This window comes from Flavobacterium columnare, from assembly GCF_014844295.1.
GTDB classification, from domain to species: domain Bacteria; phylum Bacteroidota; class Bacteroidia; order Flavobacteriales; family Flavobacteriaceae; genus Flavobacterium; species Flavobacterium columnare.
This window is the reverse complement of sequence record NZ_CP054494.1, coordinates 2,465,484-2,490,380: the sequence shown is the minus strand read 5'-3', so window position 1 is coordinate 2,490,380 and position 24,897 is coordinate 2,465,484. Positions and strand designations below refer to the sequence as shown.

At 31.1% G+C, this 24,897-nt stretch carries 28 protein-coding genes and 1 pseudogene; 17 read left to right on the top strand and 12 right to left on the bottom strand.

Annotated elements, in window-relative coordinates; genetic code table 11:
- Nucleotides 1-304: 304 nt before the first annotated feature.
- From HUE53_RS10870 to HUE53_RS10860, 3 genes are all read right to left on the bottom strand, one after another.
- Nucleotides 305-445, bottom strand: coding sequence for a hypothetical protein (locus HUE53_RS10870; RefSeq protein WP_014165475.1), 141 nt, complete (start codon nucleotides 443-445; stop codon nucleotides 305-307).
- Between the two features lie 697 nt (nucleotides 446-1,142).
- Entirely contained in the window at nucleotides 1,143-1,607 is a 465-nt protein-coding gene (coaD, locus tag HUE53_RS10865) for a pantetheine-phosphate adenylyltransferase (RefSeq protein WP_014165476.1), read from the bottom strand.
- Nucleotides 1,607-2,593, bottom strand: coding sequence for a D-alanine--D-alanine ligase (locus HUE53_RS10860; RefSeq protein ID WP_014165477.1), 987 nt, complete (start codon nucleotides 2,591-2,593; stop codon nucleotides 1,607-1,609). The genes coaD and HUE53_RS10860 overlap by 1 nt, the downstream gene beginning before the upstream one ends.
- A gap of 196 nt (nucleotides 2,594-2,789) precedes the next feature.
- On the opposite strand from HUE53_RS10860, the gene HUE53_RS10855 reads away from it, so the two are divergent.
- The 3 genes from HUE53_RS10855 (at nucleotide 2,790) to HUE53_RS10845 (ending at nucleotide 5,730) form a co-directional block, all read left to right on the top strand.
- On the top strand, nucleotides 2,790-3,401 hold the full coding sequence (locus HUE53_RS10855) for a PASTA domain-containing protein (protein ID WP_014165478.1): 612 nt from the start codon (nucleotides 2,790-2,792) through the stop codon (nucleotides 3,399-3,401).
- 2 nt (nucleotides 3,402-3,403) lie between these two features.
- Nucleotides 3,404-4,441 (top strand): RluA family pseudouridine synthase, encoded by a 1,038-nt coding sequence (locus HUE53_RS10850; protein ID WP_014165479.1) that lies wholly within the window; start codon nucleotides 3,404-3,406, stop codon nucleotides 4,439-4,441.
- Between the two features lie 257 nt (nucleotides 4,442-4,698).
- Entirely contained in the window at nucleotides 4,699-5,730 is a 1,032-nt protein-coding gene (locus HUE53_RS10845) for a M28 family metallopeptidase (RefSeq protein ID WP_065213442.1), read from the top strand.
- Nucleotides 5,731-6,367: 637 nt separating this feature from the next.
- On the opposite strand, the gene HUE53_RS10840 is transcribed toward HUE53_RS10845, so the two are convergent.
- The 7 genes from HUE53_RS10840 to HUE53_RS10810 all read right to left on the bottom strand — a co-directional run bounded on the left by HUE53_RS10840 (nucleotide 6,368) and on the right by HUE53_RS10810 (nucleotide 10,808).
- The gene (locus tag HUE53_RS10840; protein ID WP_014165481.1) at nucleotides 6,368-7,222 is read right to left on the bottom strand and encodes a TerC family protein; all 855 of its coding nucleotides are present in this window, start codon (nucleotides 7,220-7,222) and stop codon (nucleotides 6,368-6,370) included.
- A gap of 34 nt (nucleotides 7,223-7,256) precedes the next feature.
- Entirely contained in the window at nucleotides 7,257-7,628 is a 372-nt protein-coding gene (locus HUE53_RS10835) for a hypothetical protein (protein ID WP_014165482.1), read from the bottom strand.
- A 21-nt stretch (nucleotides 7,629-7,649) separates the two neighbouring features.
- On the bottom strand, nucleotides 7,650-8,189 hold the full coding sequence (locus HUE53_RS10830; RefSeq protein WP_014165483.1) for a DUF1572 family protein: 540 nt from the start codon (nucleotides 8,187-8,189) through the stop codon (nucleotides 7,650-7,652).
- A complete protein-coding gene (locus HUE53_RS10825; protein ID WP_014165484.1) occupies nucleotides 8,176-8,403 on the bottom strand; it encodes a DUF6095 family protein in 228 nt (75 codons plus the stop codon). The genes HUE53_RS10830 and HUE53_RS10825 overlap by 14 nt, the downstream gene beginning before the upstream one ends.
- 22 nt (nucleotides 8,404-8,425) lie before the next feature.
- Nucleotides 8,426-9,235 (bottom strand): N-acetylmuramic acid 6-phosphate etherase, encoded by an 810-nt coding sequence (gene murQ, locus HUE53_RS10820; protein ID WP_063744036.1) that lies wholly within the window; start codon nucleotides 9,233-9,235, stop codon nucleotides 8,426-8,428.
- Nucleotides 9,236-9,274: 39 nt separating this feature from the next.
- Nucleotides 9,275-9,967 (bottom strand): ZIP family metal transporter, encoded by a 693-nt coding sequence (locus HUE53_RS10815; RefSeq protein ID WP_107317726.1) that lies wholly within the window; start codon nucleotides 9,965-9,967, stop codon nucleotides 9,275-9,277.
- 76 nt (nucleotides 9,968-10,043) lie between these two features.
- Nucleotides 10,044-10,808 carry a class I SAM-dependent methyltransferase gene (locus tag HUE53_RS10810; protein WP_192188487.1) on the bottom strand — a complete coding sequence of 255 codons (765 nt, stop codon included), beginning with the start codon at nucleotides 10,806-10,808 and terminating at the stop codon, nucleotides 10,044-10,046.
- Nucleotides 10,809-10,939: 131 nt separating this feature from the next.
- Between HUE53_RS10810 and HUE53_RS10805 the strand changes: the two genes are divergently transcribed.
- The 10 genes from HUE53_RS10805 to HUE53_RS14480 all read left to right on the top strand — a co-directional run bounded on the left by HUE53_RS10805 (nucleotide 10,940) and on the right by HUE53_RS14480 (nucleotide 18,221).
- On the top strand, nucleotides 10,940-12,106 hold the full coding sequence (locus HUE53_RS10805) for a THUMP domain-containing class I SAM-dependent RNA methyltransferase (RefSeq protein WP_014165488.1): 1,167 nt from the start codon (nucleotides 10,940-10,942) through the stop codon (nucleotides 12,104-12,106).
- Nucleotides 12,107-12,413: 307 nt separating this feature from the next.
- Nucleotides 12,414-12,647, top strand: coding sequence for a hypothetical protein (locus HUE53_RS10800; RefSeq protein WP_060381906.1), 234 nt, complete (start codon nucleotides 12,414-12,416; stop codon nucleotides 12,645-12,647).
- Nucleotides 12,648-13,670: 1,023 nt separating this feature from the next.
- Nucleotides 13,671-14,255, top strand: a complete 585-nt coding sequence (locus tag HUE53_RS10795; protein WP_192188486.1) for a hypothetical protein — start codon at nucleotides 13,671-13,673, stop codon at nucleotides 14,253-14,255.
- 1 nt (nucleotide 14,256) lies between these two features.
- Complete coding sequence (locus HUE53_RS10790) at nucleotides 14,257-14,544, top strand: hypothetical protein (RefSeq protein WP_192188485.1); 288 nt, start codon at nucleotides 14,257-14,259, stop codon at nucleotides 14,542-14,544.
- Nucleotides 14,545-14,694: 150 nt separating this feature from the next.
- Nucleotides 14,695-15,480, top strand: a complete 786-nt coding sequence (locus HUE53_RS10785) for a hypothetical protein (RefSeq protein ID WP_088419992.1) — start codon at nucleotides 14,695-14,697, stop codon at nucleotides 15,478-15,480.
- A 190-nt stretch (nucleotides 15,481-15,670) separates the two neighbouring features.
- Complete coding sequence (locus HUE53_RS10780; RefSeq protein WP_041253216.1) at nucleotides 15,671-16,399, top strand: DUF4184 family protein; 729 nt, start codon at nucleotides 15,671-15,673, stop codon at nucleotides 16,397-16,399.
- A 66-nt stretch (nucleotides 16,400-16,465) separates the two neighbouring features.
- The gene (locus HUE53_RS10775) at nucleotides 16,466-17,158 is read left to right on the top strand and encodes a helix-turn-helix transcriptional regulator (RefSeq protein ID WP_014165499.1); all 693 of its coding nucleotides are present in this window, start codon (nucleotides 16,466-16,468) and stop codon (nucleotides 17,156-17,158) included.
- Nucleotides 17,159-17,244: 86 nt separating this feature from the next.
- Nucleotides 17,245-17,637 (top strand): RidA family protein, encoded by a 393-nt coding sequence (locus HUE53_RS10770; protein WP_014165500.1) that lies wholly within the window; start codon nucleotides 17,245-17,247, stop codon nucleotides 17,635-17,637.
- Between the two features lie 3 nt (nucleotides 17,638-17,640).
- Nucleotides 17,641-17,928, top strand: coding sequence for a YdeI/OmpD-associated family protein (locus HUE53_RS14485; RefSeq protein ID WP_307725311.1), 288 nt, complete (start codon nucleotides 17,641-17,643; stop codon nucleotides 17,926-17,928).
- A gap of 14 nt (nucleotides 17,929-17,942) precedes the next feature.
- Nucleotides 17,943-18,221: a YdeI/OmpD-associated family protein gene (locus HUE53_RS14480; protein ID WP_307725310.1), complete on the top strand. Its 279-nt coding sequence runs from the start codon at nucleotides 17,943-17,945 to the stop codon at nucleotides 18,219-18,221.
- Nucleotides 18,222-18,667: 446 nt separating this feature from the next.
- Here the strand turns inward: HUE53_RS14480 and HUE53_RS10760 are convergent.
- Nucleotides 18,668-19,069: pseudogene (locus HUE53_RS10760) on the bottom strand (transposase); the annotation flags it as partial.
- Nucleotides 19,070-19,189: 120 nt separating this feature from the next.
- Here HUE53_RS10760 and HUE53_RS10755 point away from each other — a divergent pair.
- The 3 genes from HUE53_RS10755 (at nucleotide 19,190) to HUE53_RS10745 (ending at nucleotide 21,424) form a co-directional block, all read left to right on the top strand.
- Nucleotides 19,190-19,762, top strand: coding sequence for a hypothetical protein (locus HUE53_RS10755; RefSeq protein ID WP_192188484.1), 573 nt, complete (start codon nucleotides 19,190-19,192; stop codon nucleotides 19,760-19,762).
- Between the two features lie 9 nt (nucleotides 19,763-19,771).
- Nucleotides 19,772-20,083 (top strand): DUF1493 family protein, encoded by a 312-nt coding sequence (locus HUE53_RS10750; protein ID WP_014165492.1) that lies wholly within the window; start codon nucleotides 19,772-19,774, stop codon nucleotides 20,081-20,083.
- A gap of 444 nt (nucleotides 20,084-20,527) precedes the next feature.
- On the top strand, nucleotides 20,528-21,424 hold the full coding sequence (locus tag HUE53_RS10745) for an Rpn family recombination-promoting nuclease/putative transposase (RefSeq protein WP_192188483.1): 897 nt from the start codon (nucleotides 20,528-20,530) through the stop codon (nucleotides 21,422-21,424).
- A 762-nt stretch (nucleotides 21,425-22,186) separates the two neighbouring features.
- On the opposite strand, the gene HUE53_RS10740 is transcribed toward HUE53_RS10745, so the two are convergent.
- On the bottom strand, nucleotides 22,187-23,353 hold the full coding sequence (locus HUE53_RS10740; RefSeq protein WP_192188482.1) for a tyrosine-type recombinase/integrase: 1,167 nt from the start codon (nucleotides 23,351-23,353) through the stop codon (nucleotides 22,187-22,189).
- Between the two features lie 136 nt (nucleotides 23,354-23,489).
- On the opposite strand from HUE53_RS10740, the gene HUE53_RS10735 reads away from it, so the two are divergent.
- Nucleotides 23,490-24,401, top strand: coding sequence for a hypothetical protein (locus HUE53_RS10735; protein ID WP_192188481.1), 912 nt, complete (start codon nucleotides 23,490-23,492; stop codon nucleotides 24,399-24,401).
- Nucleotides 24,402-24,897: the final 496 nt, after the last annotated feature.

The window sequence follows — 24,897 nt, the reverse complement described above, 5'->3', positions numbered from 1 at the left end:
GTATAATAGTAACTCCCTTAAAAATGTCAGGGTAATTCCTATGAGTGACATTAAAGAGATCCGTTTTACTTTAGAGGAATAAATGGTTCTTTTTACTTTTATAAATTCTGTGTAAAAAAGCAACCCAAATTATTATAGTCGAGTAACTTAATACTAAAAGCACACCTGTTTTTTAAAACTTTTTTACAAAGACAATGCACTAAGTACTAAAAAACTAGTTAAATTTCAGATGGCAACACATAAAAAAAACTAGCCAAATACTAGGTTTTCAGGTGTTTTTAAAAAAACTTAATATTATTAATAATTAATCCTTAGGCTTATGTTCGTGAGGTTTTAATTTTGGGTGTTTTGGTTGATTTTCTCGAGTTACACGTCTTCTTTCATCAGGTGTTCCGTCTTCCTTGTTCGGTTTAGGACCTGGTTTAATTGCTTTAATTGTTTCCATATAGTTTGTAAATTTAAAATGATAGACAAATTACAATAAAAAACTTATAATTGTTTTACGGAAAACCTCATTATAAAAAAGAAGACTACTTTATATTGGCTTTAAACAACGCAAGTAGCAGTTCCAAAATACCGTACTCCAGCATATAAAGCCTGTCTAGTAAAAGACCCTCTAAGGAGGTTGTCTTTTTTATTGAAATTGCTTTTGATTTTTTTACATACAAAACCTTTTGGGACAGGATTTATTAAAAACAGGATTTTATACCATGTCAAAAATAATAATTTTAAACCCAAATTACGCATTAGACTTCGTTATGAAATCTAATGCGTAATTTGGGTTAAACTTTATCTAATTATAGTACTTTTGAGTAAAATTTTTCCTCTGTATTCATACCTTCATTTGTTTTGTATTCAAAAATATCTTTTGAAAGGCAGTCTGTACGATTCTTGATCTCTAAAATTTGCTATGAAATGGAATGTGTTTATATTAACTTTTTTAGGAAATTTAAAATTTCCTTTTCATTTATGAATATCTATGGACAATCGAAAAAGAAATACTATTCATTTAATATAGATCTATAATTGTTTTTTATTCTAATTCTATGTTCTAAGCTTAAAACTACTATTCTTCAGAGCCCGTAGATAAACTGAAATCTAGAAAAATAAAAAGAAATTCGTTTCCCTAGATTTCAGCATTTTTATTTTGATTTATTGACCCTTACTGCTTCTGGTACCAGACCTGTATAATCGCCTCCATTACGTACCACATCACGTACTATACTGGAAGAAATAAATGAAGTATCAGGTGCTGTTAAAAGAAATACAGTGTCTATTTTTGATAATAATCTGTTAGTATGCGCAATGGCTTTTTCAAATTCAAAATCAGCTGGATTTCGGAGTCCTCTTAGAATAAAATCGGCTTCTAAACGTTTGCATAAATCAATTGTTAGTCCTTCATAAGATACAACTGTAATTTTGTCTTCATACTTAAATGTTTCTTCAATAAAATGAATCCGTTCTTGTAATGAAAACATATACTTTTTATCAGCGTTGACACCTATAGCTATTACAATTTCATCAAACAGAGGAAGGCTTCTTTCTATGATATCAATATGCCCTAATGTTATTGGGTCAAAAGACCCAGGAAAAATCGCTTTTCTCATTATTTTTTCCAGATTAATTTTCTTTGAAATGCTAATTGAATTTCGTTATCTAACATTTCTCCAAAATCTAGCTTTGCGTACTGAGCTTGTTGTGGAAAAATACTTTGTGGAGACAAACCTGGATTTGTATTCATTTCTATAAAATGAGGTATCCCGTTCATGATAATAAAGTCCGTTCTAGAAAAACCACTCATTCCTAAAGCTTCATATACTTTTTTTGCCGTTTGTTCTACTCTTATACGTACCTCATCAGTTAATCTTGCAGGTGTAATTTCTTCTGATTTACCAAGGTATTTCGCTTCGTAATCAAAAAAATCCGTTTGCGAAACAATTTCTGTTATTCCTAAAACTTTGGTTTCTCCTTTATAGTGAAATACTCCTACTGAAACTTCTATTCCTTGCAAAAAGGATTCTATTAATATATCACTATCTTCTGCAAATGCAAATTCTAATGCCTTATCAAACTGACTTAAATCGGTTACTTTTGAAACACCTAAACTACTTCCTGATTGATTGGGTTTAACAAAAAAAGGCAGTGCTAACTCATCTGCAATTACTTGTTTATTTATTGTCGTTCCTTTTGTTAGATAAATAGATTTCGCTTTAGGAATATTAAATTTAGCTAATACAGAAAGTGTGTCCCGTTTATTAAATGTTAATGCTGATTGATAAAAGTTACATCCTGTATAAGGAATTTCTAGCAACTCCCAATAAGCTTGAAGATGACCGTCTTCACCTGGAGTACCATGAATCGTGTTTACGATTACATCAAATGTTATTTTTTCTTGATTCAATGTAAATGAAAAATCTGATTTATCCAACGTATACTTTTGATCATTTATCAAAACATACCACCCTTCTTTAAGAATATGCACTTCAAAAGTTTGGTATTTACTCTGATCTAAATTATTTAATATCAACTGACCACTACGCAACGAAATTACACTTTCGCCTGAATAGCCTCCCATTACCACAGCAACTTTCATATTTGTATATTTATTTTTTATAAAATCGTTTAAGAAAGATTTAAAAACTTATTTTTTATCTAAAATCTCTTCAAACAAAAATATCATTTTTTTTCAAATGAATTCGCTTTACTATTTTTATATCTTTGCATATATTGCTTTTTTTCTAAAAAAAATAGCATACAAAAAATAACCCTTTGAAAATTAGCATTTTTATATGAACTGGAAACGTTTTATACTTAGTTTTACTTTTTTTAAGCAACTATTTTTCGCATTTTTAATAGTATCTGCTTCTTTATTTATTTTTATGCAATGGATTCGTTTTACGACTAATCATGGAGAGGAGATTACAGTTCCTAACCTAAACAAATTAACGTTAGAAGAAGCAGAAGAAAGACTGGACGAACTAGATTTAGATTATGAATTATTAGATACTACAGACTATAACCCTGCATTCCCAAAACTTTCTATTGTTCAGCAAGACCCTAAACCTGGAAGTAAAGTAAAACATAACCGCGTAATTTATGTTAAAATTAACGCAGAAGAATACGCTAAGGTAAGACTTCCTGACCTAATCCAAAAAACGTATCGTCAAGCCGTTCCTACTCTTAACGCGTTAGGATTGTCTGTAGGGGATACAACCTATATTCCTAACCTTGCTAAAGACATGGTATTAGAAATGAATATCAATGGTAAACCTATAAGACCTGGACAACAGGTTTTAAAAACGACTCGTATTAATCTTGTTTTAGGCGATGGCAAAATAGGTTTTGAAGAAGAAAATACTGATCCTGAAAATGAATCTATAGACTCTACTGTTACAGAATAAAAATGGCTATTACATTTATAGAAAAGGAAGAGGAATGGGAAAACGATTTATATGAACACTATAAATTTGATATTCCAAAAGGGCAAAGCTCAATGCGTGTAGACAAATACTTAATGACTAGTATAGAAAACACTACACGTAACAAAATACAGCAAGCTGCTGAAAAAGGATTTATATTAGCAAATGACATAGCTGTAAAATCCAGTTATAAAATAAAACCATTTGATGAAATAAAGGTTGTACTATCACACCCTCCTTTTGAGAATAAGATTATTCCTGAGAACATTCCTTTAGACATTATATATGAAGATGATGCTCTTATAGTCATTAACAAACCTGTAGGATTAGTTGTTCATCCTGGTCACGGAAACTATACCGGTACTTTAGCTAACGCATTGGCTTTTCATTTTGAAAACCTACCTATGAATTCAAGTAACCGACCAGGACTAGTACATAGAATTGACAAAGACACTTCTGGACTCTTAGTTGTTGCAAAAACCGAACAAGCTATGGCTCATTTAGCCAAACAGTTTGAAGAAAAAACTACAGAAAGAGAATATATAGCTATTGTTTGGGGAAATGTAGAAGAAGATTATGGAACCATAAAAGGCAATATAGCCCGTCACTCCACTGATCGTATGCAAATGGCCGTATATACTGATTCATCTATAGGAAAACACGCTGTAACACACTATAAAGTCATAGAACGGTTAAGCTACGTTACCGTTGTATCCTGTAAATTAGAAACAGGACGTACACACCAAATACGTGTTCACATGAAACATATAGGACATACCTTATTCAATGACGAACGCTATGGCGGTCATTTCATTCTAAAAGGAACTACTTTCTCTAAATACAAACAATTTGTAGAAAATTGTTTTAAAATTTTGCCTCGCCAAGCTCTTCATGCAAAAACACTGGGGTTTGAACATCCTGTTACAAAAGAATACATGCGTTTTAATACTGAATTACCAGAAGATATGGTTTTATGTATAGAAAAATGGAGACTTTATGGCAAATCTAATCATTTAGAATAACCATACCCAATATATAAAGTGTCCAAAAAGTAAAAAATAAATAGTTAATTGAGTTCTCTAAGAACAAAAGAAACATTGTACTTAATTCTTAGATCCTTTTCAATCAAAACAAGAAAACTAGAGATTCATAAAACAAATTTGATTACTTTTTGGACACCTATTCTATTTTCTCAACGATTTTACTTGCACTATTTAAAAGATATAATTCTTGCTTGTAAACCAACATTTACCTATATTCGTCTATCAAATGTTAAATCATGAATAAAAAGACGATCTTATTAGGATTTCTTTCCACCCTATCACTAAGCTGTTCTAGTCAGAAAAAAACGACTAAATCAGACCATAATAATAAAAATTTAGTTACAACCTATCTCAATACCATAACAGAAAAAGAACTTAAAGACCACCTCTATACAATTGCTTCTGACGAAATGCAAGGAAGAAATACGGGAGAAGAAGGACAAAAAAAAGCAGGAAAATATATCATTTCAGAATATATAAAAAACAATATTCGCTTTCCAGATGAAGCTACATCTTACTACCAACCTATCCCTTCTTCTTATTTTCAAAAAGCATTTAGCCCTCGTTTGGGGGATTCTGAAAATATTTGGACGTTTATAAAAGGAACCGAAAAACCTAAAGAAATAGTAGTTGTTTCTGCTCATTATGATCACGTAGGAATGAAAAACGGTGAAATCTATAACGGGGCGGATGATGATGGCTCTGGCACCGTATCTTTACTAGAAATTGCAGAAGCTTTTCAAAAAGCAAAAAATGAAGGACATGGTCCTAAACGTTCTATATTATTTTTGCATGTAACAGGTGAAGAACATGGATTACACGGGTCTCGTTTTTATTCCGAAAATCCTCTTTTCCCTCTAAAAAATACAATTGCCAATGTTAATATTGATATGATAGGTCGTAGAGATAATTTACATAAGGATTCTAACAATTATGTTTATATAATAGGATCCGATTATTTATCATCTGATTTATATACAATTGTTGAAAATGCCAATTCTGATTTTGTAAATCTAAAATTAGATTACAAATACAATGACAAGAATGATCCAAATCGTTTCTATTATCGTTCCGATCATTATAACTTTGCAAAACACAACATCCCATCTGTTTTTTTATTCAATGGTACTCACGAGGACTATCACAAGCCAACGGATGACCCTGATAAAATTGAATATGATGCATTAGCAAAACGTGCCAAACTTGCCTTTGCCATTATATGGAATTTAGCTAATAGAAATGAAAAACCTATAGTAGATAAACTTTAAAATACAACTTTCTTTTTATTTTTAAAGTTTCATTTTGTTTCGCATACATTTTTTATAAAAAGCCCTAATGACTACTATACAATCATTAGGGCTTTTTCATCCTTGCTCTTAGTTCTTATTAATCTTGCTTTACCCCAAAGAACATTCATTCAGAAAACAAACACACTTCTCTAAATAGAACTGAAATAACAATATACGGATAGATGTAACAATGTTTTTAAAATAAAACCCAGATTACGCGTTAGACTTTGTGATGATAATGAAAAGAATAAGGATAGAAAAATACGCCTATTTTTTTTATCGCAGCCACCGTTGTACTTCATTGAAGGCAAGAAATAACGTACTTTTTTAAAATCGAAGTTTTTTTATCTGTCATAAATTCCTAATATACAATTTAGTTTTATAGTAGTACAACCTCTATTTTTTTATATAGAATAAGAATGTCCTAAAAGGTTGTAACCTTTATCCTCTGTTTGAAAAGAAAAGTTCGAACGAATTAAACAAGTGAAACACATGTAATATTGAAAATGTGCTTCCTATTTCGTCGAAGTGACAAACTAGATTTTAAGTTACTACTTTTTAGGACACCCTTTGTATCAAAAGCTTAAATAGTTTTTTTCTCTTTTAAAACTATTCGTTAATTAGTAAAATCTTGATCTTCTAATTTAGCATCTGCTATTTTGTTGTTATGCAATTTAACAGGGTTTTTAGATTTTTTCATTCTTAAGTTTAAGAATTCTACAAATAGAGAGAAGAAGATTGAGAAATATAAATATCCTTTAGGAATACTATGTACTTCTGTACCTCCAAAGAAAGCAATATGAGCAAGATGTCCTCCTTCTGCTAATAACATTACTCCTATTAGTATTAAGAATGATAACCCTAAAATTTGAATCGTTGGGTGATTATTTACAAATTTACTCACTGGTCCCGCAAATATCATCATAATAACAATTGAAATAACAATTGAAAGAATCATAATCACTAAAGCTCCTTCATATCCAAAACCCTCAGGAGCAGGTTTCATACTTACCAATCCAACAGCGGTTAAAATACTATCAAAAGAAAAAACTAAATTTAGTGCTGCAATTTGAAAAACAGCTGCTGACAAACTACTACTTGCACTTCCTTTTTCACCTTCTTCTTCGCCTTCTAATTTGTGATGTATTTCAGATACTGATTTGTATAATAAAAACAAACCTCCTCCAAATATGATAAGACTTTGCCCTGTTATTCCTGCTTGAAGCCATCCCCAATCAATGTGAAATAAAACCTCTTGTAAGCTTAAAACCCATGTAATACCAAATAGTAATACAATACGAAAAGCCATGGCTAATAACAACCCTATTCGACGCGCTTTGGGTTGCTCTTCCTCTTTTAATTTTCCGGAAACGATTGATAAAAAAACAATGTTATCAATTCCTAAAATAATTTCTAAAAATGTTAAAGTTAATAATGCTATCCAAGCATCTGGGTTAAATAAGATTTCCATTTTGTTTTTTTGAATTTACAATCATTATACGCGACTATTTTATTTTTGTTACAAAACCTTTTTGTTTTTTTGATTCTCCTACAAAACAATATTCAAAATAATAACCTTTTTGATTGGTACTCAGTATCTTTATCTGAATTGCTTTTTTTTCTTCTAAATTTTTAGGGTTTATTTTTTGCAGTATGTATTCGCAATCATTAACCCATCGTACTTTAGCTGTATCTATTTTTCCTCCAAATGTTTCTATTTGTAAAGAATCATTACGTACAAAAGTAGAAGTGTGTTTAACCCCTTCTATTTCTTCATTAAATTTAAAAGTACCTGTTTTAAAATCATTGCAATTACGTTCTACATTATAACAAGAAACAAAAACAAGTGTTAGAAGGAAAAATAAATTTTTAAACATTTTAATAGTTGTTTAAGGATTTTATAAATTATTTTCTTTTGAAAATTTGATACTATTATATTCTTTTGACTGATTTTTAGGAATAGATAAGCTGTTCCAGGTTTGTTTTTTTAGCATTTTAGCATAAAAAACAATTTGTCCGATATGGTATGGATAATGTGCTAACTGACGATTAATAGCATCTATAACGGTTTGTTCTTCATTTCGAATGTATATAATTTGACTTAAATTTTGAGGTTTTAAGTCATTAATTGCATCAAAAAAACATTTCCATCCCTTTTCCCATAACCCCAAAAGTTCTTCCTTAGTCGTTATTTTATTTTCAAATTCAGCGTCTCGATCGCGCCATTCTTTCTCTCCATCAGAAGTAAGAAAATCGGTCCAACGAGATAACATATTACCCGCTATATGTTGTAGTATTACAGCAATTGAATTGGTGTCTTCGTTAGACATTACAAATAATTGTTCTGAATTCAACTGATCTATAGCCTTCTCAGCAATAGTTTTGTAATAAAACATCTGTTTTTTTACACTTTCTAAATAAAGATTAGTGCTTTCCATCAAACAAACTTTTCATGATAGTTTGAATTCCTTTGAATATAAGATATATTGAAAAGAAACATAAAATAACTCCTAGACCTAGAACAGGAATATAAAATGGATGCCCTTGATTTTTGAATGCGCTAAAAATAACAGACGGTCCTATAAACATAAGGGGCAGAGCCATTGCTAACGTTTTTATTCCTTTTAATAAAACATCTTTATTAGTTGACATATTGATTAATGTTGTTTATATTTTAAAGATAATTTACAATTGCTTTTCTAACACTTCCATGTTCTTTTAAAAGTCTTTCAGCTTCTTGATAACTCACAGGAATTTCATTCATTATCATTCGCACCCCGCGATCAATTAGTTTTATGTTACTTAATTGCATATCAACCATTTTATTCCCTTTTATATGTCCTAATTGAATCATAGTAGAGGTTGAAATCATATTTAAAACTAACTTTTGAGCTGTCCCTGCTTTCATACGACTACTTCCTGTTACAAATTCTGGTCCTACAACTACTTCTATGGGAAATGTAGAGGTTAATGCTAAGGGACTTCCAGCGTTGCAGGTAATTCCGCCTGTTATAATTCCTTTATCATTGCATTTTTCTAACCCTCCTAAAACATAAGGTGTAGTTCCCGAAGCGGCTATACCTATAACGACATCATCTTTATTGATATCCCATGCTTCTAAATCATTCCATGCTTGTTCTCGATCATCTTCTGCAAATTCTACTGCTTTTCGGATAGCGGTGTCTCCTCCTGCTATTATTCCTATGACTCTATCAAACGGAACTCCAAACGTAGGAGGGCATTCTGAAGCATCTACAATTCCTAATCTTCCAGAAGTTCCAGCTCCTATATAAAACAATCTTCCGCCTATTTTCATCTTTTCTACAATTTGATGAACTAATGCTTCTATTTGTGGCAATGCTTTTTCTATTGCTAAAGGAACGGTTTTATCCTCATTGTTAATATTAATCAATAAGTCATGAACCGACATTTTTTCTAAATCTTGGTATTTTGATGATTGTTCTGTGGTTTTTATGAAGGTCATTTTTATACATTTAAAGTGAAAGCATCTTTTATTTACATTTTACATAAAATAAGCTAAAACAATTCCCAATATAATAGCAATTAATTTAGCTAGATTAAATTTATGTCCTTCACTACTTTCAAAAATAATAGTAGAAGAAATATGAAATAAAATACCTATAACAAATGCTGTAATTTCTTTATGAAAAGGAATCAGAAAATCCGTACTAGCTGAAATGTAGGTTCCCACAGGAGTCATTAAAGCAAAGCTTAACATAAATATAGCTATTTGAATTTTATTTAGATGGGATTGAATTAAAAAAATTGTCAAAATAATTGCAATAGGAAAGTGATGTATTGATATTCCCCATGCCACATGAGGGTGTTGACTGATTGGCATTCCTTCTAGTAGAGCATGCAAACACAGACTTACAAATAAAGCCCAAGGAATATGTGCTAAATCATTGTGTCCGTGTACATGACCGTGCTCTGCTCCTTGTGAAAAATATTCTAAGATAATCTGAAATAAAATTCCAGCCATAATAAACATTCCTATGTTGTTATGCAAATGCTCCCCTATCGCCTTATTTACACTTGTAAAAATTTGAGGAAGCAAATGAGAAACAGTCAACGCTAATAAAAAAGAGCCACTAAAAGCTAATAATAATTTTAGATTCTTCTTGTTTTTAGGTTGTAAAAAAATAGCTACTATATAACCTAATACAACAGATAAAAAAGGAATTAAATATATCATTTATGTTTATTTCTGATAAATTCATTTGAAAAGCGGATTTTGAAATAAACCAATATTCAAATGAATCCATCAACTTTTATTTAAAAATCATTATTAATCGTTCCGATTCGTTTTTATAAAACTTACGCAGTTTATAATCTCCAAAAATTTCTAAAAGGTAGATTCCTGCTTCTTCCATCATAGTTTCAAAATCTTGTAATGTCAAGGCACGAACTTTTTCTGTAAAATGGTATTTTTTCCCTTTATATTCAAAATTAATTTGTTTAAAAATATGTCCTTCTCTTAGATCCCTTTTAATATAAAAATCAATTCCATCAACTGTTTTAATCTCTTCAGGCACTAAATTATTGATCACATAATTAACATTTAAAAAATCAATAACTGCAAAACCATATTCCGTTAGGCTTTCCTTGATAGCTATTAAGGTTTTTAAATTATCACTTTCATTCTCAAAATAACCAAAACTAGTAAAAAGATTAAATACCGCATCGTATTTTTCTTCTGTACGTTCGCGCATATCATGTACCTTAAATTGTAACTTTTCATTACTAAACTGAGCTGCTTCTGCAATGCTGTTTTCTGCTAAATCTACTCCTGTAACATCATATCCTAATTGATTCAGATAAATAGAATGTCGTCCTTTTCCACACGCTAAATCTAGAATTTTAGCTTCTTCAGGTAAGTTCAAATAATGCGTCAAGTTATCCATGAATAACTGTGCTTCTTGATCATTTCGTTCTTTATAAAGAATATGATAATAAGGGGAATTAAACCAAGTTTCAAACCAATTTTCTGATTTGGCTTCTGGGGTCTGTGCTTTATGATTTGATAATTCTGACATTTATACTTATTTGCATACAAATTTAAAGTATTTTTGCATTCCAATTTCAGATTTAAAATTTGATGTTTGAAAATATTTAGGATTTGAAATTGGGAAATTAAAATTTTGACTATTGGAATTTAAAATAATTTATGGATAATAATTTTAAAATGGTTGCTAAGACACTTTTTGGTTTGGAAGAAGTGTTGGCAAAAGAACTGCAAGTTTTAGGTGCTCAAAAAGTAGAAATAGGAACTCGTATGGTGAGTTTTCTAGGCGATAAAGGATTTATGTACAAAGCTAATTTAGCATTGCGTACAGCCTTAAAAATACTAAAACCCATTCATCAATTTAGAGTTTATAACGAATCTAGTTTATATAAAGGGATTCAACAAATAGATTGGGCTCAATATTTTGGAGCCAATCAAACTTTTGTAATTGACACAACGGTAAATTCAGAATATTTTAATCATTCGCAATTTGTGGCATTAAAATGCAAAGATGCCATTGTAGATCAATTCAAAGAAAAATTAGGCCATCGTCCGAGTATTGATAAAGAACGTCCAGATATACGTATCAATGTACATATTGATAAAGAAAACTGTTCTGTTTCCTTAGATTCTTCAGGAGATTCTTTACACCATAGAGGATATAAAACAGCAACCAATATTGCGCCTATAAATGAAGTATTAGCAGCTGGAATATTATTATTGTCAGGATGGGATGGTAGTGGTCATTTTATGGACCCCATGTGTGGTTCAGGCACTATTTTAGCCGAGGCTGCCATGATTGCTTGCAACATTCCTGCCAATATCAATCGCAAGGAATTTGCTTTTGAAAAATGGAATGATTGGGATAATGATTTATTTGATAAAATAATGGATTCATTGTTAAACAAAACAAAAGAATTTCATTATAAAATTATCGGTTACGATAAAGCCCCAAGTGCTGTAATGAAAGCCCGAACCAATATTACACAAGCCAATCTAGATGAATACATCATTATTCGCGAACAAAACTTTTTTGAAACTAAAAAAACATTGGAAGGCCCATTACACATGGTTTTTAATCCACCCTATGGAGAGCGTCTTGACATTCATTTAGAACGTTTTTATCGCGAAATAGGCGATACCCTAAAACAAGGATATCCAAACACCCATGCTTGGTTCATAACGGGTAATATGGACGCGTTGAAATTCGTAGGATTAAAACCTTCAAGAAAGATCAAACTATTCAATGGAAAGCTAGAAACCCGTTTAGCTAAATTTGAAATGTATGAAGGTAGTAAAAAAGGAAAATTTTTAAACACCAATAGTTAAAATTACCTTATCATTAATTCAGCCGTTATTATTTTAAAAATATAAATATTGAAAAATATAATTCTAGAATGTTTATTAAGTAGTATACAAACACTGTTTTATTTTGCATTAATAGAATTATTTTTTTCTTTATTTAACTCAACCCTTAGTTATAGGAACAATACACCCCTTTACATTATTAGTTTTCTTAATATTGGTTTTAATAATAAAGAAGGATGCAATTTTATTCAAAAAAGATTACACCTACACTAAAATCTAAATAAAAACTTAATCACTTTTTACGTACAAAAATTCTAAAAAACATATAATGAACAAAAAAACAAAAACCTTTATTTATAATTTTTTATCCTTCGCTCTTTTCTTTTTTTCAGCACGTTACTTGGTTAATCAATATACCCATTTAAATGGCTGGTGGATTCCTATGACTGCTTTTGTTATTAGCACCATATTAGCACCTAAATTTCAAGCAATTACAACACGTGATGGAGAAAAAATTTTTATGAAATGGATTTTTATTAAAGGAGTTAAAACAATAGAATAACAAAAAGGGTGTTCTAAAAGTTCGCAATCTTTCATTGAATCAAAAAGAAACTGAAACAAAATCAATAAACGAAATCTCATAGTCCTTGATAAGATAACTTTTCTTCCCGTTGAAGCAACAAGTTAAACATTAAGTTACTGCTTTTTAAACACCCACTTCCCTTTTTCACACCTTTATAAACACAAACTCTATGTTTTTTCCTAGATTATCTACAAATCCTTGTAACTAAACGTTACCCCTTTTGGATTTACCTCTTGAGGTCGGTGGTAGCTAATGGTGGGTAGTTTTCAACTCTATTGGATTTTTTCCAAAATAAAGCACGGCTACGTGCCGAGCATAATTGCTAAAAGTACTTTGACTTCTACCGAGTATAGAAATGCTACGCTCAAAACGGTAAATAAATTCGCTAAAGCCTTCTACCTCTCGTTTGGCTTGATTAAGGATTTTGTTTTCTCTTAAATCATCAGGATGCTTTTTTTAGACATAATAAATAATTAATACCATTTAAACTTAAAATATACTGGATTAAAAAGTAAAGTTCTCGATACGTTTTTTTTTCATTTTAAAAACAACTCGAACAGACGGTTGAGTATATAATTGAAATCATCGTTCGTTCGAGTGCGAAGCGCATCGAGAACCAATACTAATATTTGTTGCTTTTGTAGATGTACTATTTTTAAAAAGAAAATTCAAAGTTTAAATGGTATAAGCTGATATTTAAACTGAATCCAAATGATGTTTCGACCTTGATGCGTGCCGAATGAAAATTGATATTGTGATACATCCATAACTGCGCATTTTAAATATTTAAATATTATTTTTCGCAATAAAACTATATAAAGATACATAAAATACGCATTTGACATGTCTTTTAAAAGCATTGATTTTAAAGATTTTAGCTAGAATAACCTAGCTTTCTTTGTTTTTCCTTGTAATCATCGCTGAGTTGCGTATATTTGTGTGTTGTGTGTCATTGTAGAGGAACTAACCGTTGAAAAAGACGTGAAAATAAAAAGTTAATAGATGGAGAAAAAAGATTGGATAATTCTAATAGCCACTTTCGCATTACTTGGTGTAGGTACTTATTTTGCTTTAAGCACTCTTGAAGGAGATAACAAATCTACTCTTAATTATATTTCAATTATTGGAAGTGCTGTAACAATATTTGGTTTCTTTTTTACAATATACCAACAGTTTAAAATTCAATCGGTTTCAAAGCAGATAAAAACGAATTTAGAAGATTACCAAAAACAAGTAATTAGAAACTTGTTCAACTGGCAATTTGAGAAAGTAATAAGGCATTGCGAAAAGATTGACACTTTGAACGAGGTAAATAAAATTGAAAAGGGATGTGCATTTATTCTAACAGAAATACAAGAGAGTTTAAAGGATTGTGCTAAAATCTGCAAGAATAGTAAAGTTGAAAATAGTAATGAATTAGAAAGTAATTTAAAATCTCTTATACGTAAAATATCTACTGAAATAAGCAGTTTTACAGAACATCATAAAAGCTCTAAATACAAGTACGACACCAAATCTTTAGTTGAGATTGTTAAACAAATTAATGATTTCCTAAAAGACAATAAAACAACATATTTAAATATTTAATATGGACTTACAAATGATACAAGATATATTAGAAAAAGTTAAAAATAAAACTTTGGTAGTTGAAGGTACTTCAAGCGATGATTGTAACCTATTAGCACCAACAAAGGAAAAAGAAAATGGTTATGTTATCTGCAAATCTTATGTAAATGATACAACAGATAATTACCTATGGAAAATTACTGAACTTGATGAATGGGGAATGTTGAACGAAGATAGCGAAACATACTTTGAAAAGAGTAAAGAAGAATACGAAGTAATTGAAAAAATACATACAGAAATTTACAGATAACAACGAACACACAACAGCGGTTTTGCAAAAAGCAAGAAAATAAATAAGCAAGACGTTTATTTTCCGCTAACAAAAATAAAATAAATATAAACCCTGTGCTCACGAAGTCTTGCTCTTCGCAAAGCCACAAAACGTTAGCTGTAATTTTAAATGACGGGAAACATTAAACATATAATCGTAATTGAAAGTCTCACAAATCGTGATGGCGCAAACTTTACTGGTGAAGCGCTTTATAATGATGTCATTAGAAGACAAATTGATTTGTATGAACGAGATTTTACACATATTTTTTATAAAGCAACATCAAAGCAAGAATTCATTGAAATCATCACATCATATATTCCAAAATCAAAAGAACTTGAAGGTGGAATTTTAATTCATCTTGAAATGCATGGCGATGAAAATTTAGGAGGATTGATTCTATCAAGCGGAGAATTAGTTGGATGGGAAGAGCTCGCTGACTTATTTCGAGAAATAAATATCAACACTTGCAACAAATTGTTTATCACTCTTGGAACTTGCTTTGGCAGATTTCTCTATAAAGGTGTTAATCCTTATAAAAAATCTCCATATTCAGGTTATATATCTGCAAGTATAGAAGTCAATCCTGAAGAAGTTTATATAAAATTTGGAAAACTTTTCGAAGAATTAATTAATCGTGGAAATATTGTTGAAGGTTACCTCGAGATGGAAAAAACAGAATCTAATTTTTATTATAAAGATTCTGAAAGAGTTTTTGAAGAAGCTTTCAATAGTTCAATGCAACAATTGAAAAATGGTTTGAGAAATGAAATGCTTAGTGAATCTATTGAACAGGTAAAAAATGAAATCGGTGCAGATATACCACCAAATATAGCAGAAGTTTTGTTTGATTTAGCTTTACGAAATATTTATCTCGCTCAGAAAAAAGCATTTGATTTTGAAGACTGCAAATAAAAAACTACAGCTAACAGCGGTTTTAAGAAATTGGGGTTTTAGGCAAAATTTAAAGGCTTTTTTATATATTTGACTTAAGTCTTAACGGAATGGTTTGGGAACAAAAATCCCCAACTTCTTAAAGCCGGCGGGACGTTACCACCAATTATAAAAGACGACAGCGAAACAAATAACTAACAGATAAAAAGAAATGCCATTTACATTTTCACACCCAGCCATAGTTTTACCGTTGACATTTTTGCCTCGACAATGGTTTTCGTTGAGTGGACTTGTAATCGGCAGTTTGACTCCAGACTTTGAATACTTTTTAAGAATGAGAATTAAGAGCAATTACAGCCACACAATTGACGGACTTTTTTGGTTCGACTTACCATTAGGACTGTTGCTTGCTTTCATTTTTCACAACATTGTTCGAGACAGTTTATTCGACAACTTGCCGACAATTTTAAAATCAAGATTTTCGGCATTTAGACAGTTTGACTGGAACGAATACTTCAAAAGAAACTGGTTCGTAGTGACTATTTCAATTCTAATCGGTGCTGCTTCTCACATTTTTTGGGACAGTTTTACTCACGACCACGGCTATTTCGTTCAGACAATTCCAGCATTGCAAAACTCGGTTGACTTTTTAGGTGGACAAATTCCAATCTTAAAGATATTGCAACATTCTTCGACTATTCTCGGTGGACTTGTAATTGCTTTTGCTATTTATAAACTGCCGACAAACAAGACTGAAAAGGAAAACATAAAATTGAAATATTGGACAATTTTAGCAAGTCTAACTTTGACAATTATTTCGATAAGACTTTTAAGCGGACTTGACTTTAAACAATACGGTAACGTAATTGTGACAGCTATTTCCGCAGGACTAATTTCATTAACAATAACACCGTGGCTGACAAGGACGAAAGAAGAATAACTGGTGGTAACACACGTTTGGCGTAATGCCACGAGACTCTGTAAACATTGACAGTCAGACAAAAAAATGAGCGACAACGATACAAAACGACTTTCACGACTGACTGCAATTTTAACACAACTGCAAACAAAACGGCTTTTAACTGCGACAAGTCTTGCCGACAAATTCAATGTAAGTATTAGGACAATTTACCGTGACATAAGAGCATTAGAACAAGCAGGAGTTCCAATTTTAACTGAGGACGGAAAGGGTTACACGTTAATGGAGGGCTACAAAATTCCACCAGTGATGTTTTCTGAAAGTCAAGCCAACGCTTTAATACTTGCAGAACAATTGGTATTAAAGAACAAAGACACTTCATTTATTAAAGATTACACCGAAGCTATTGACAAAATTAAAGCAGTATTACGACAATCAGAAAAAGACAAAGCCAATTTGCTTGCCGACAGAACTCGATTTGAACAAAACATAAACAGAGAAAGAAACAGCGACAATATTTCTCAATTACAACAAGCACTTACAAACTTTCAACTAATTAAAATTGACTATAAAAACGAACAGGACGAAACTACAAGCAGGACAGTTGAGCCATTTGCTTTAATCAGTACAACAGAAAATTGGTTACTAATTGCTTGGTGTCGTTTACGCAAAGAATTTAGGTATTTCCGTTTGGACAGAATTACAAAATTACAAGTGCTAACAGAAAAATTTGAACAACATAAAATGACCTTACAAGAATATTTTGATAAATTTTACTAATACATTTTGACCCCTGACATAAGGCTGTCATACGACCATTTTACTTTTGCAATGTCAATAATGACAAACAATTAAAAAATAGTAAAATGCAAAAAACAACATTCGACCCTTGGGCTTGGGGCAAAAACACAAATTCAGTACAAGCCGTAGAAGTGAAGCAACCAGAAGGAACGCTTTATTGTTCAGGACAAGTAGCAATTGATGCTAACGGAGTTCCAAGTAGTGCTGATATGCGAAGTCAGTTAATTCAGACAATCACAAATTTAGAGCAACTTATAAGTGAATCGGGATATGAATGCAAAAACATTGTAAGGTTAAATGTTTACACGACAAACACTAATGAATTTTTCACAACTTGTATGGATGTTTATGTGCCCTTCATTATGAAACACGGCATTCAACAAGCTACTACATTGCTTGAAGTGAAAGGACTTTTTGCAACATTAACAGTAGAACTTGAAGCAACTGCCGTAAAATAGAAAATGCAGAAAAAAGAAATAGAAATATTTTATCCGACAAGCCAAACAATGTGGAGAAAATGGTTACAAGAAAACCATCTTTCAAAGCAAGCTGTTTGGCTTGTCTTTTACAACAAAAAATCAGAAATAAAATCTATTACCTGGAGCGATGCAGTTGATGAAGCCCTTTGTTTTGGTTGGATAGACAGCAAGAAAATTTCAATTGACAAAGAAACTTCACACCAATTTTTTAGCAAAAGAAAACCCAAAGCACTTGGTCGAAAATCAACAAAGAAAAAATTGAACGACTAATTGAACAAGGCTTAATGACTGAATCAGGTTTAGCTATTATTGAAACAGCGAAACAAAATGGTTCTTGGACAATTTTAGACGAGGTTGAAGAATTGATTATTCCAGCAGACTTGGAAGAAGCATTTATTGAAAAACCTAATGTAAAAGAATATTTTTTGAGTTTAAGTAAATCAGTAAGAAAGATAATTTTATCTTGGCTTGTTTTTGCAAATACAACGGAAACAAGACAAAAACGAATAACAGAAATTATAGAAAGTGCAGAGCAAAATCAAAAACCGAAACACTTGCGATAGAAAAGGCACATACGCCTAACAGGGGTTTTGCAAAAGTGGGGCATTTGTACTAAATTTGAACATTGGGAATTCTATTAAACATTTGTGTTAATTTGAACATTTGTGCTTCGATTTCCCCACCTTCGCAAAGCCCTAAACCGTCAGGCTGTGAAAAAACCTCTTTTTTGAATACAATTCATCCCACCAAACTGACATAACTTTATTTTAAACAATGCTATTTTTGAACTTATTTTGAGGTGTTTCAAAAAATATAAAGCCTATAAACAGGTTTAAATAAGTCGTTTTTATCAAAAACAAGTCCTTTGTCTTGTAAGGTGAGTTCCAAGCTTTGATTTTTGCTATTAAATCAAGAACTCCAAGGATATTTATGGTACGCTTGATGTTGTAAACTAACATAATTAAGCTATGTTCTCCGTTTACTTTTTCAAGTCCTATTAAATTGGTATGATTGTATCCCCATCGGCATCTTTCAAAAAAGAAACAAACAGTTTAAAGAGTTGCTTCAATGCATTGGAATTGTCTTTTCTAAAATCAGAAATACTGTGATAATTAGGACGAATATCTTCTAACAACCATTGCATTTCAATATTACGAATACACTCTTTTTCTAGTTTTCTGGAGCTGCGAATACCATTCAAATAACCGTATAAATAGATTTTAAGAAACACTTGGATATTGAAACTTGGACGACCTTCTTTTTTTAAATTCACTGCTGTAAATCCTACTTTTTGAAGGTCTATGTGTTCAACAAAAGCATCTATGAATCGAACAGGATTATCAGAAGTAATTTTGTCTTCTAAACTCGATACAGGTAACTGATTACGGGAAATCCCTTGGATATGCTGCATTTTTAAAAATAAGAAAATTCCCCTTTTTTAACAAACTATTTTAGCTATATTTGGTGAGGTTTCTGTGTTTTTTCACAGACTGACGTTAGCCAACATTAAAAAAAACTTGGCGTAAATATTATGTTTATAGACTCTTTTCTAGAAGATAAAATTAAAAGATCAATTCAAAAAGCAAAAATTGATTTAGAATCTAGGCACGTAAACCTAAAAGAAGTACCCGAAGAAATTTTAAAGAAAAAAATAAGTGAAAATTTTGATACTTTAAATTTTTTTCAAAGTCATAATCCAAAACCCTCAATATTATTTGTAGATAAAGTTAAACTTACAAGAGTAGTATTAGAAGAGAAAAGTAATTCACGTTACAAATCTATAATTGGTTCAGGTCTCATAATAGCAGGTCAGCCAATCATAAAAAAACGGTTTGTAATGTCAGGTTCATCCATTGGAACATCAATAGCTTCAAAATATTTATCCAAAGCTTTGCCACAAAAGTTGCCATTTAGAGTTCTTGGAACTACAGTCGTAGGTCGTGCAATTGGAAGAATTGTTCCATATGTTGGATGGACATTATTGGCAATTGATATAGTAGAAATAATAATTGAATGTACAGAACATAAGGACGATTCTAAAGGGTTTTATGGAGGATTTGGAGGAGGTTCGTTTAGCGGAGGTGGAGCAGGAGGAGGATTTTAAAATAAAGATATGAAAAATAATTTAAATAAAGAATTTTATGCTTTTTTGAAAGAAGAAATTAACATTAACATTAATGAAAATTCTCCAAATTTCAGATTAGAGAAAGACCTAAATATGTATGGTGAAGATGCATTTGAGTTTATAGAGAAATTTGCTAATAGATTTAACGTTAATCTTGATAATTTTAATTTTGAAAAATATTTTAATCCTGAAATAGACAGAATTAGTCTATTTTTTAAAGAAAAATTCAGAAAGAATAATAAATCAGAATTAACAATACAAGATTTAAAATCTGCCATAATAAATGGAAAATTTGAGTAAATTAACGTCGGCTAACAGCTAAGGTTTCGTTGGGCTCGAAGAGCCAACAATGAATTGTAATCACTGAACACAAAAAAACAAATAAAAAAAAGTGAAGTAAACCCGTGTTGAACGGAACCGCTTACACTTCCGCCCACTATGGGGATTTCAAACTAAAAATTTAAGGATATACAAGAGGCATTTAACGCCTCTTTTTTTTGAAGTCTACTTTAGGTGTTTTTTATAGTGATTTCCTTAACTTATGGGTACAAATCCCCGTACTACTCAAAAATCCGTAATGCTATTTTAAAAAAAGTTTCTGGGGAGTATATGCAAAGCAAAACGCTTTCTGCACTCCTCCAAAAAAACGTTACCTGTAATACCGCCACCGAGAATCCTCCGAAATTTAAGATCAACATCAAAGATTATTTTTTGTAAATTTGACCAAGAAAACAAGTTGAGAATATGAAGGCAAAATACATCAATCCCTTTACCGATTTTGGGTTTAAGAAGATATTTGGGGAAGAAGCCAGTAAAAACCTGCTTATCGACTTCCTCAATGCCTTGTTGCCAGAATATGACCAGATCAAAGAACTTTCTTTTAAAAACACCGAACAACTCGGGCAGACCGACCTCGACAGAAAAGCCATCTACGACATCTATTGCGAAAACGAAAAAGGCGAAAAATTCATCGTAGAGCTCCAAAAAGCCAAGCAAAACTACTTCAAAGAAAGAACCATCTATTACTCCACATTTCCCATTAGAGAACAAGCCGAAAAAGGAGAATGGAACTATAATTTGAAAGCGGTTTATTGCGTAGGTGTTTTAGATTTTACTTTCGACGATTACGAAAACGAACCCGAAAGAAGCGAGGTAGTGCATACCATCAAGCTGAAAAACCAAAACGGAAAAATATTTTACGATAAACTGACCTATATCTACTTGGAAATGCCCAATTTTAACAAACAGGAAAACGAATTAAGCTCCCGTTTGGATAAATGGTTGTATTTTATCAAAAACTTGGAAGACTTTCAAAGTATTCCCACAATTTTCAAGGACGAAGTATTTACCCAAGCCTTTGAAAAAGCAGAGTTGGCAAATTTTGGGCAATTGGATTTAGACAAATACGAGAGCAGTCTTAAAGTTTACCGAGATCTAAAAGGCGTTATCGACACTGCTTTCGATGAAGGAAAGATGGAAGGATTAATTGAAGGAGAAATAAAAGGGAAGATTGAAGGAAAGATTGAAGGAAAGATTGAAGGAAAGATTGAAACGGCTAAATCCTTAAAAAAATTAGGTGTTTCAGTAGAAATAATTACGCAGGCAACAGGCTTAACCAAAGAAGAAATCAACAAACTATAATAAGGTGCTACTGCCAACAGCTAAGGTTTCGTTGCGTGCGGAGCACGAACAATGAATTGTAATCACTGAACACAAAAAAACAAATAAAAACAAAGTGAAGTAAACTCGTGTTGAACGGAACCGCTTACACTTCCGCCCACTATGGGAATTTCAAACTAAAAATTTAAGGATATACAAGAGGCATTTAACGCCTCTTTTTTTTGAAGTTATTTTATTTTGGTTTTTATACTATTCAAACTTTGAAATTTCCTCATAATACTATTTTTTTAACCTTGAGACTGTCCAAAAAGTTCGCAATCTTGTATTTCGACCAAAGGGAGAAATCACATACTATTGATTATGAGACTCCTCTTTACGTAGGAGTGACAAACTGTATGTTGATTTAGATACTATCCTACAAAAGCAATAAAAATTAGTGTTGGTTCTCGATGCGCTTCGCGCTCGAACGAACGATGATTTCAATTATATACTCAACCGTTTGTTCGAGTTGTTTTTAAAATGAAAAAAAACGTATCGAGAACTTCACTTTTTAATCCAGTATATTTTAAGTTTAAATGGTACAAAACTACCAAGAACTAAATATTTAGATTAGTGTAAGCAATACAATAAATATTCAAAAAAGAGAAAAAAGGAATCAAAACGAGCAAAAACGTTCCAGATAGAATTGTCAGTATTAGCAAAAGTTATATCCGACCAATTCTAAACCACAAAGTAGCAATATATATTAAAAAAATCCAGAAAATTCAAGATTTTCAAATGGTATCACAAAGATAATCCATCTAGAGGACTTTTTATTTTAGAAAGTGTCACATCGGTGACATGCGTGTAAATTTGAGTTGTTTTAAGATTACTATGTCCTAAAAGCTTTTGCAAAAAACGAATATCTGCCCCTCCTTCAATTAAATGCGTAGCATAACTATGTCGCAATCCATGTATTCCAATAGTTTTGGTAATCTTAGCCTTTTTCATAGCACTTTTAAAAACAACCTGAATACTACGAATCGAATAAGCGCCACCGTAAGCCCCTTCAAACAACCATGTCTTAGGACGATATTCTAAATAATAGGCTCGGAGGTCTTCTAAAACCGATTCAGGAAGATTCGTATAACGATCTTTTTTTCCTTTTGCATTTGTAATCAAAACCCGCATAGACTGACTATCAATATGTTCTATTTTTAGATTAACAATTTCACCCACGCGTAGTCCCATCCCGTAACATAATTTTAAAATAAGCCGATGCTTTTTATTTTCCAAAACTGAGAATAATTTCACAATTTCATTTTTGGATAACATTTTGGGTAATGTTAAAGGGCTTTTGGGTCTGGGAATATCAGAAAACATTTGCTCGCGATGCAAGACTTTTTCAAAATAAAATTTGATTGCATTAATTTTAGAGTTCATACTTTGCTCCTTAAGTTCATTTTTTTGCAAACAGTACAAAAAGTAATCTTTCAATCTATCTGGTGTTAGAGAATTTACAGAAACGTTCCCCAGTAGTGACAATAATTGCATAAACTCTTGCAGATAGGTACGCTTAGTGTGGGGACTGTAGGCCAGCAAATCTAAATGGTTGCAATATTGAGTTACAGCCAGGCGATTATTTTCTGAAATATGACTAAAAGTTTGCTCTTCCAAAGTTTTAAGAGGTAGTTTTAGCTCCTTACGAACGGTAGCTAAGTCAGGTAAATACCATGCTTTATGTGTACTACTATAACGGGCTGACGGAAAGCGTTCGCGGAGTGCGTCTTTCAAACTAAGCTGATATTTAAACTGAATCCAAATGATGTTTCGACCTTGATGCGTGCCGAATGAAAATTGATATTGTGATACATCCATAACTGCGCATTTTAAATATTTAAATATTATTTTTCGCAATAAAACTATATAAAGATACATAAAATACGCATTTGACATGTCTTTTAAAAGCATTGATTTTAAAGATGTTAGCTAGGAGAACCTAGTTTTCTTTGTTTTTCCTTGTAATCATCGCTGAGTTGCGTATATTTGTGTGTTAGCAGTAATACTACGAAAAAACGGGAGAAATAACTATAATCCAAAGGAAATTATGACAGAACTTAAAATAGAATGGAATCTGTTTAAGAATAGCTTAAATGAGTTAAGTGAGAAGGGAAAAATTATTCTAGAAAATAATCCAAGAACAAAAGAAGATATAGAAATTTTTTTTGAAGAATATAAATCGTGGAGAAAAGACGTACTTGAATTCTTAACTAATTCTTTTGAGCCAAATAATTCTTTTGCACAAGGTTTTAGAATTGCGAATTCAAATAACTTTCATTTTCAAGGAACTCAAAAAAGTGATGAGCAATTAATAAGAGAGAACAAACAGTTTTTAAGAAGCGATTTAAGAATATTAGAATATACTTTAAAAATATTAAGTGTTTCTGAAAAAATAATTTCTCCGAACAAAATAGACTTAACCATTAGAGAGAATTATACTTCCGAAGAAATATTAAACTTATTGTTGGAAAAATTATACGAGATTTATGATGATAATATATATCCTATTTTACCAATTTTAGAAGGAAATGGAATAATTCTAAAAAAGAGACGGGAAGAATTTGAATATTTGAAAATACTGGAAAATAATGGTTATGTAATAAGTAATAATATTGGTAATCAAGCTGATGCTCAACTTACTGTTAGTGGGAAAATTTATGTTGAAGAAAAAAGAAAAATTGTAATTCCAAACTATGAAACAATAAGCAATGATAAAGAAAACATTGATAAAAAAATTGATGAATTATTTATTAAATTAGAAAAACTAGGATATGGTCAAGAAATAATTTTCGAGGAATTAGAAGAATTAAAAGATTTATATTTAACTCTAAATAAACAAAATTGGGCTCAACTCGTTAAAGGAAAAATAATTGATTTAGGTTTATCACAAGTTATAAGTGTTGATATAATGAAAATAATTTACGAATCAATAACAAATGATATTTTAAGATTACCATAAGTACTACTGCTAACAGCCGTTTCACGAAATAGCGGGGTTTGGGATTTATCAGAATTGGTAATTTTTGAAACTAAATTTTGTCTATATTTGTAAACAAAAGTGTTGAAAATCCGCAACTTCGTGAAGCGGCGACACGTTATGGCTCAGTGTGTTACCGAATCGAACCTAACAACTTAAATCATGAAAATTCATCTTCTAAATTTTGATATTTAATATTTGAAATCACTTACAAACAAAGTTTATTAAAGTCTGATTTTTTACCAAACTGAATGTAATAAGACTTAAAAAAAGTCTTTAAAATTATCTTTTTTATTGAGTTTCTAATAATTAAATTCTAAAAACTGACAAACTATCAGATGTCTAAAATAAAAAATCTATTAACGGGTATTACTTTTTTTAGCTAAAAAAGCCCTCTTTTAGACTTTCTTTCTATCACTACAATTCAAGTTTTTTTTTATAAAAAGGTATTTTTGTGGTTTAAACCCTCTTATATTTA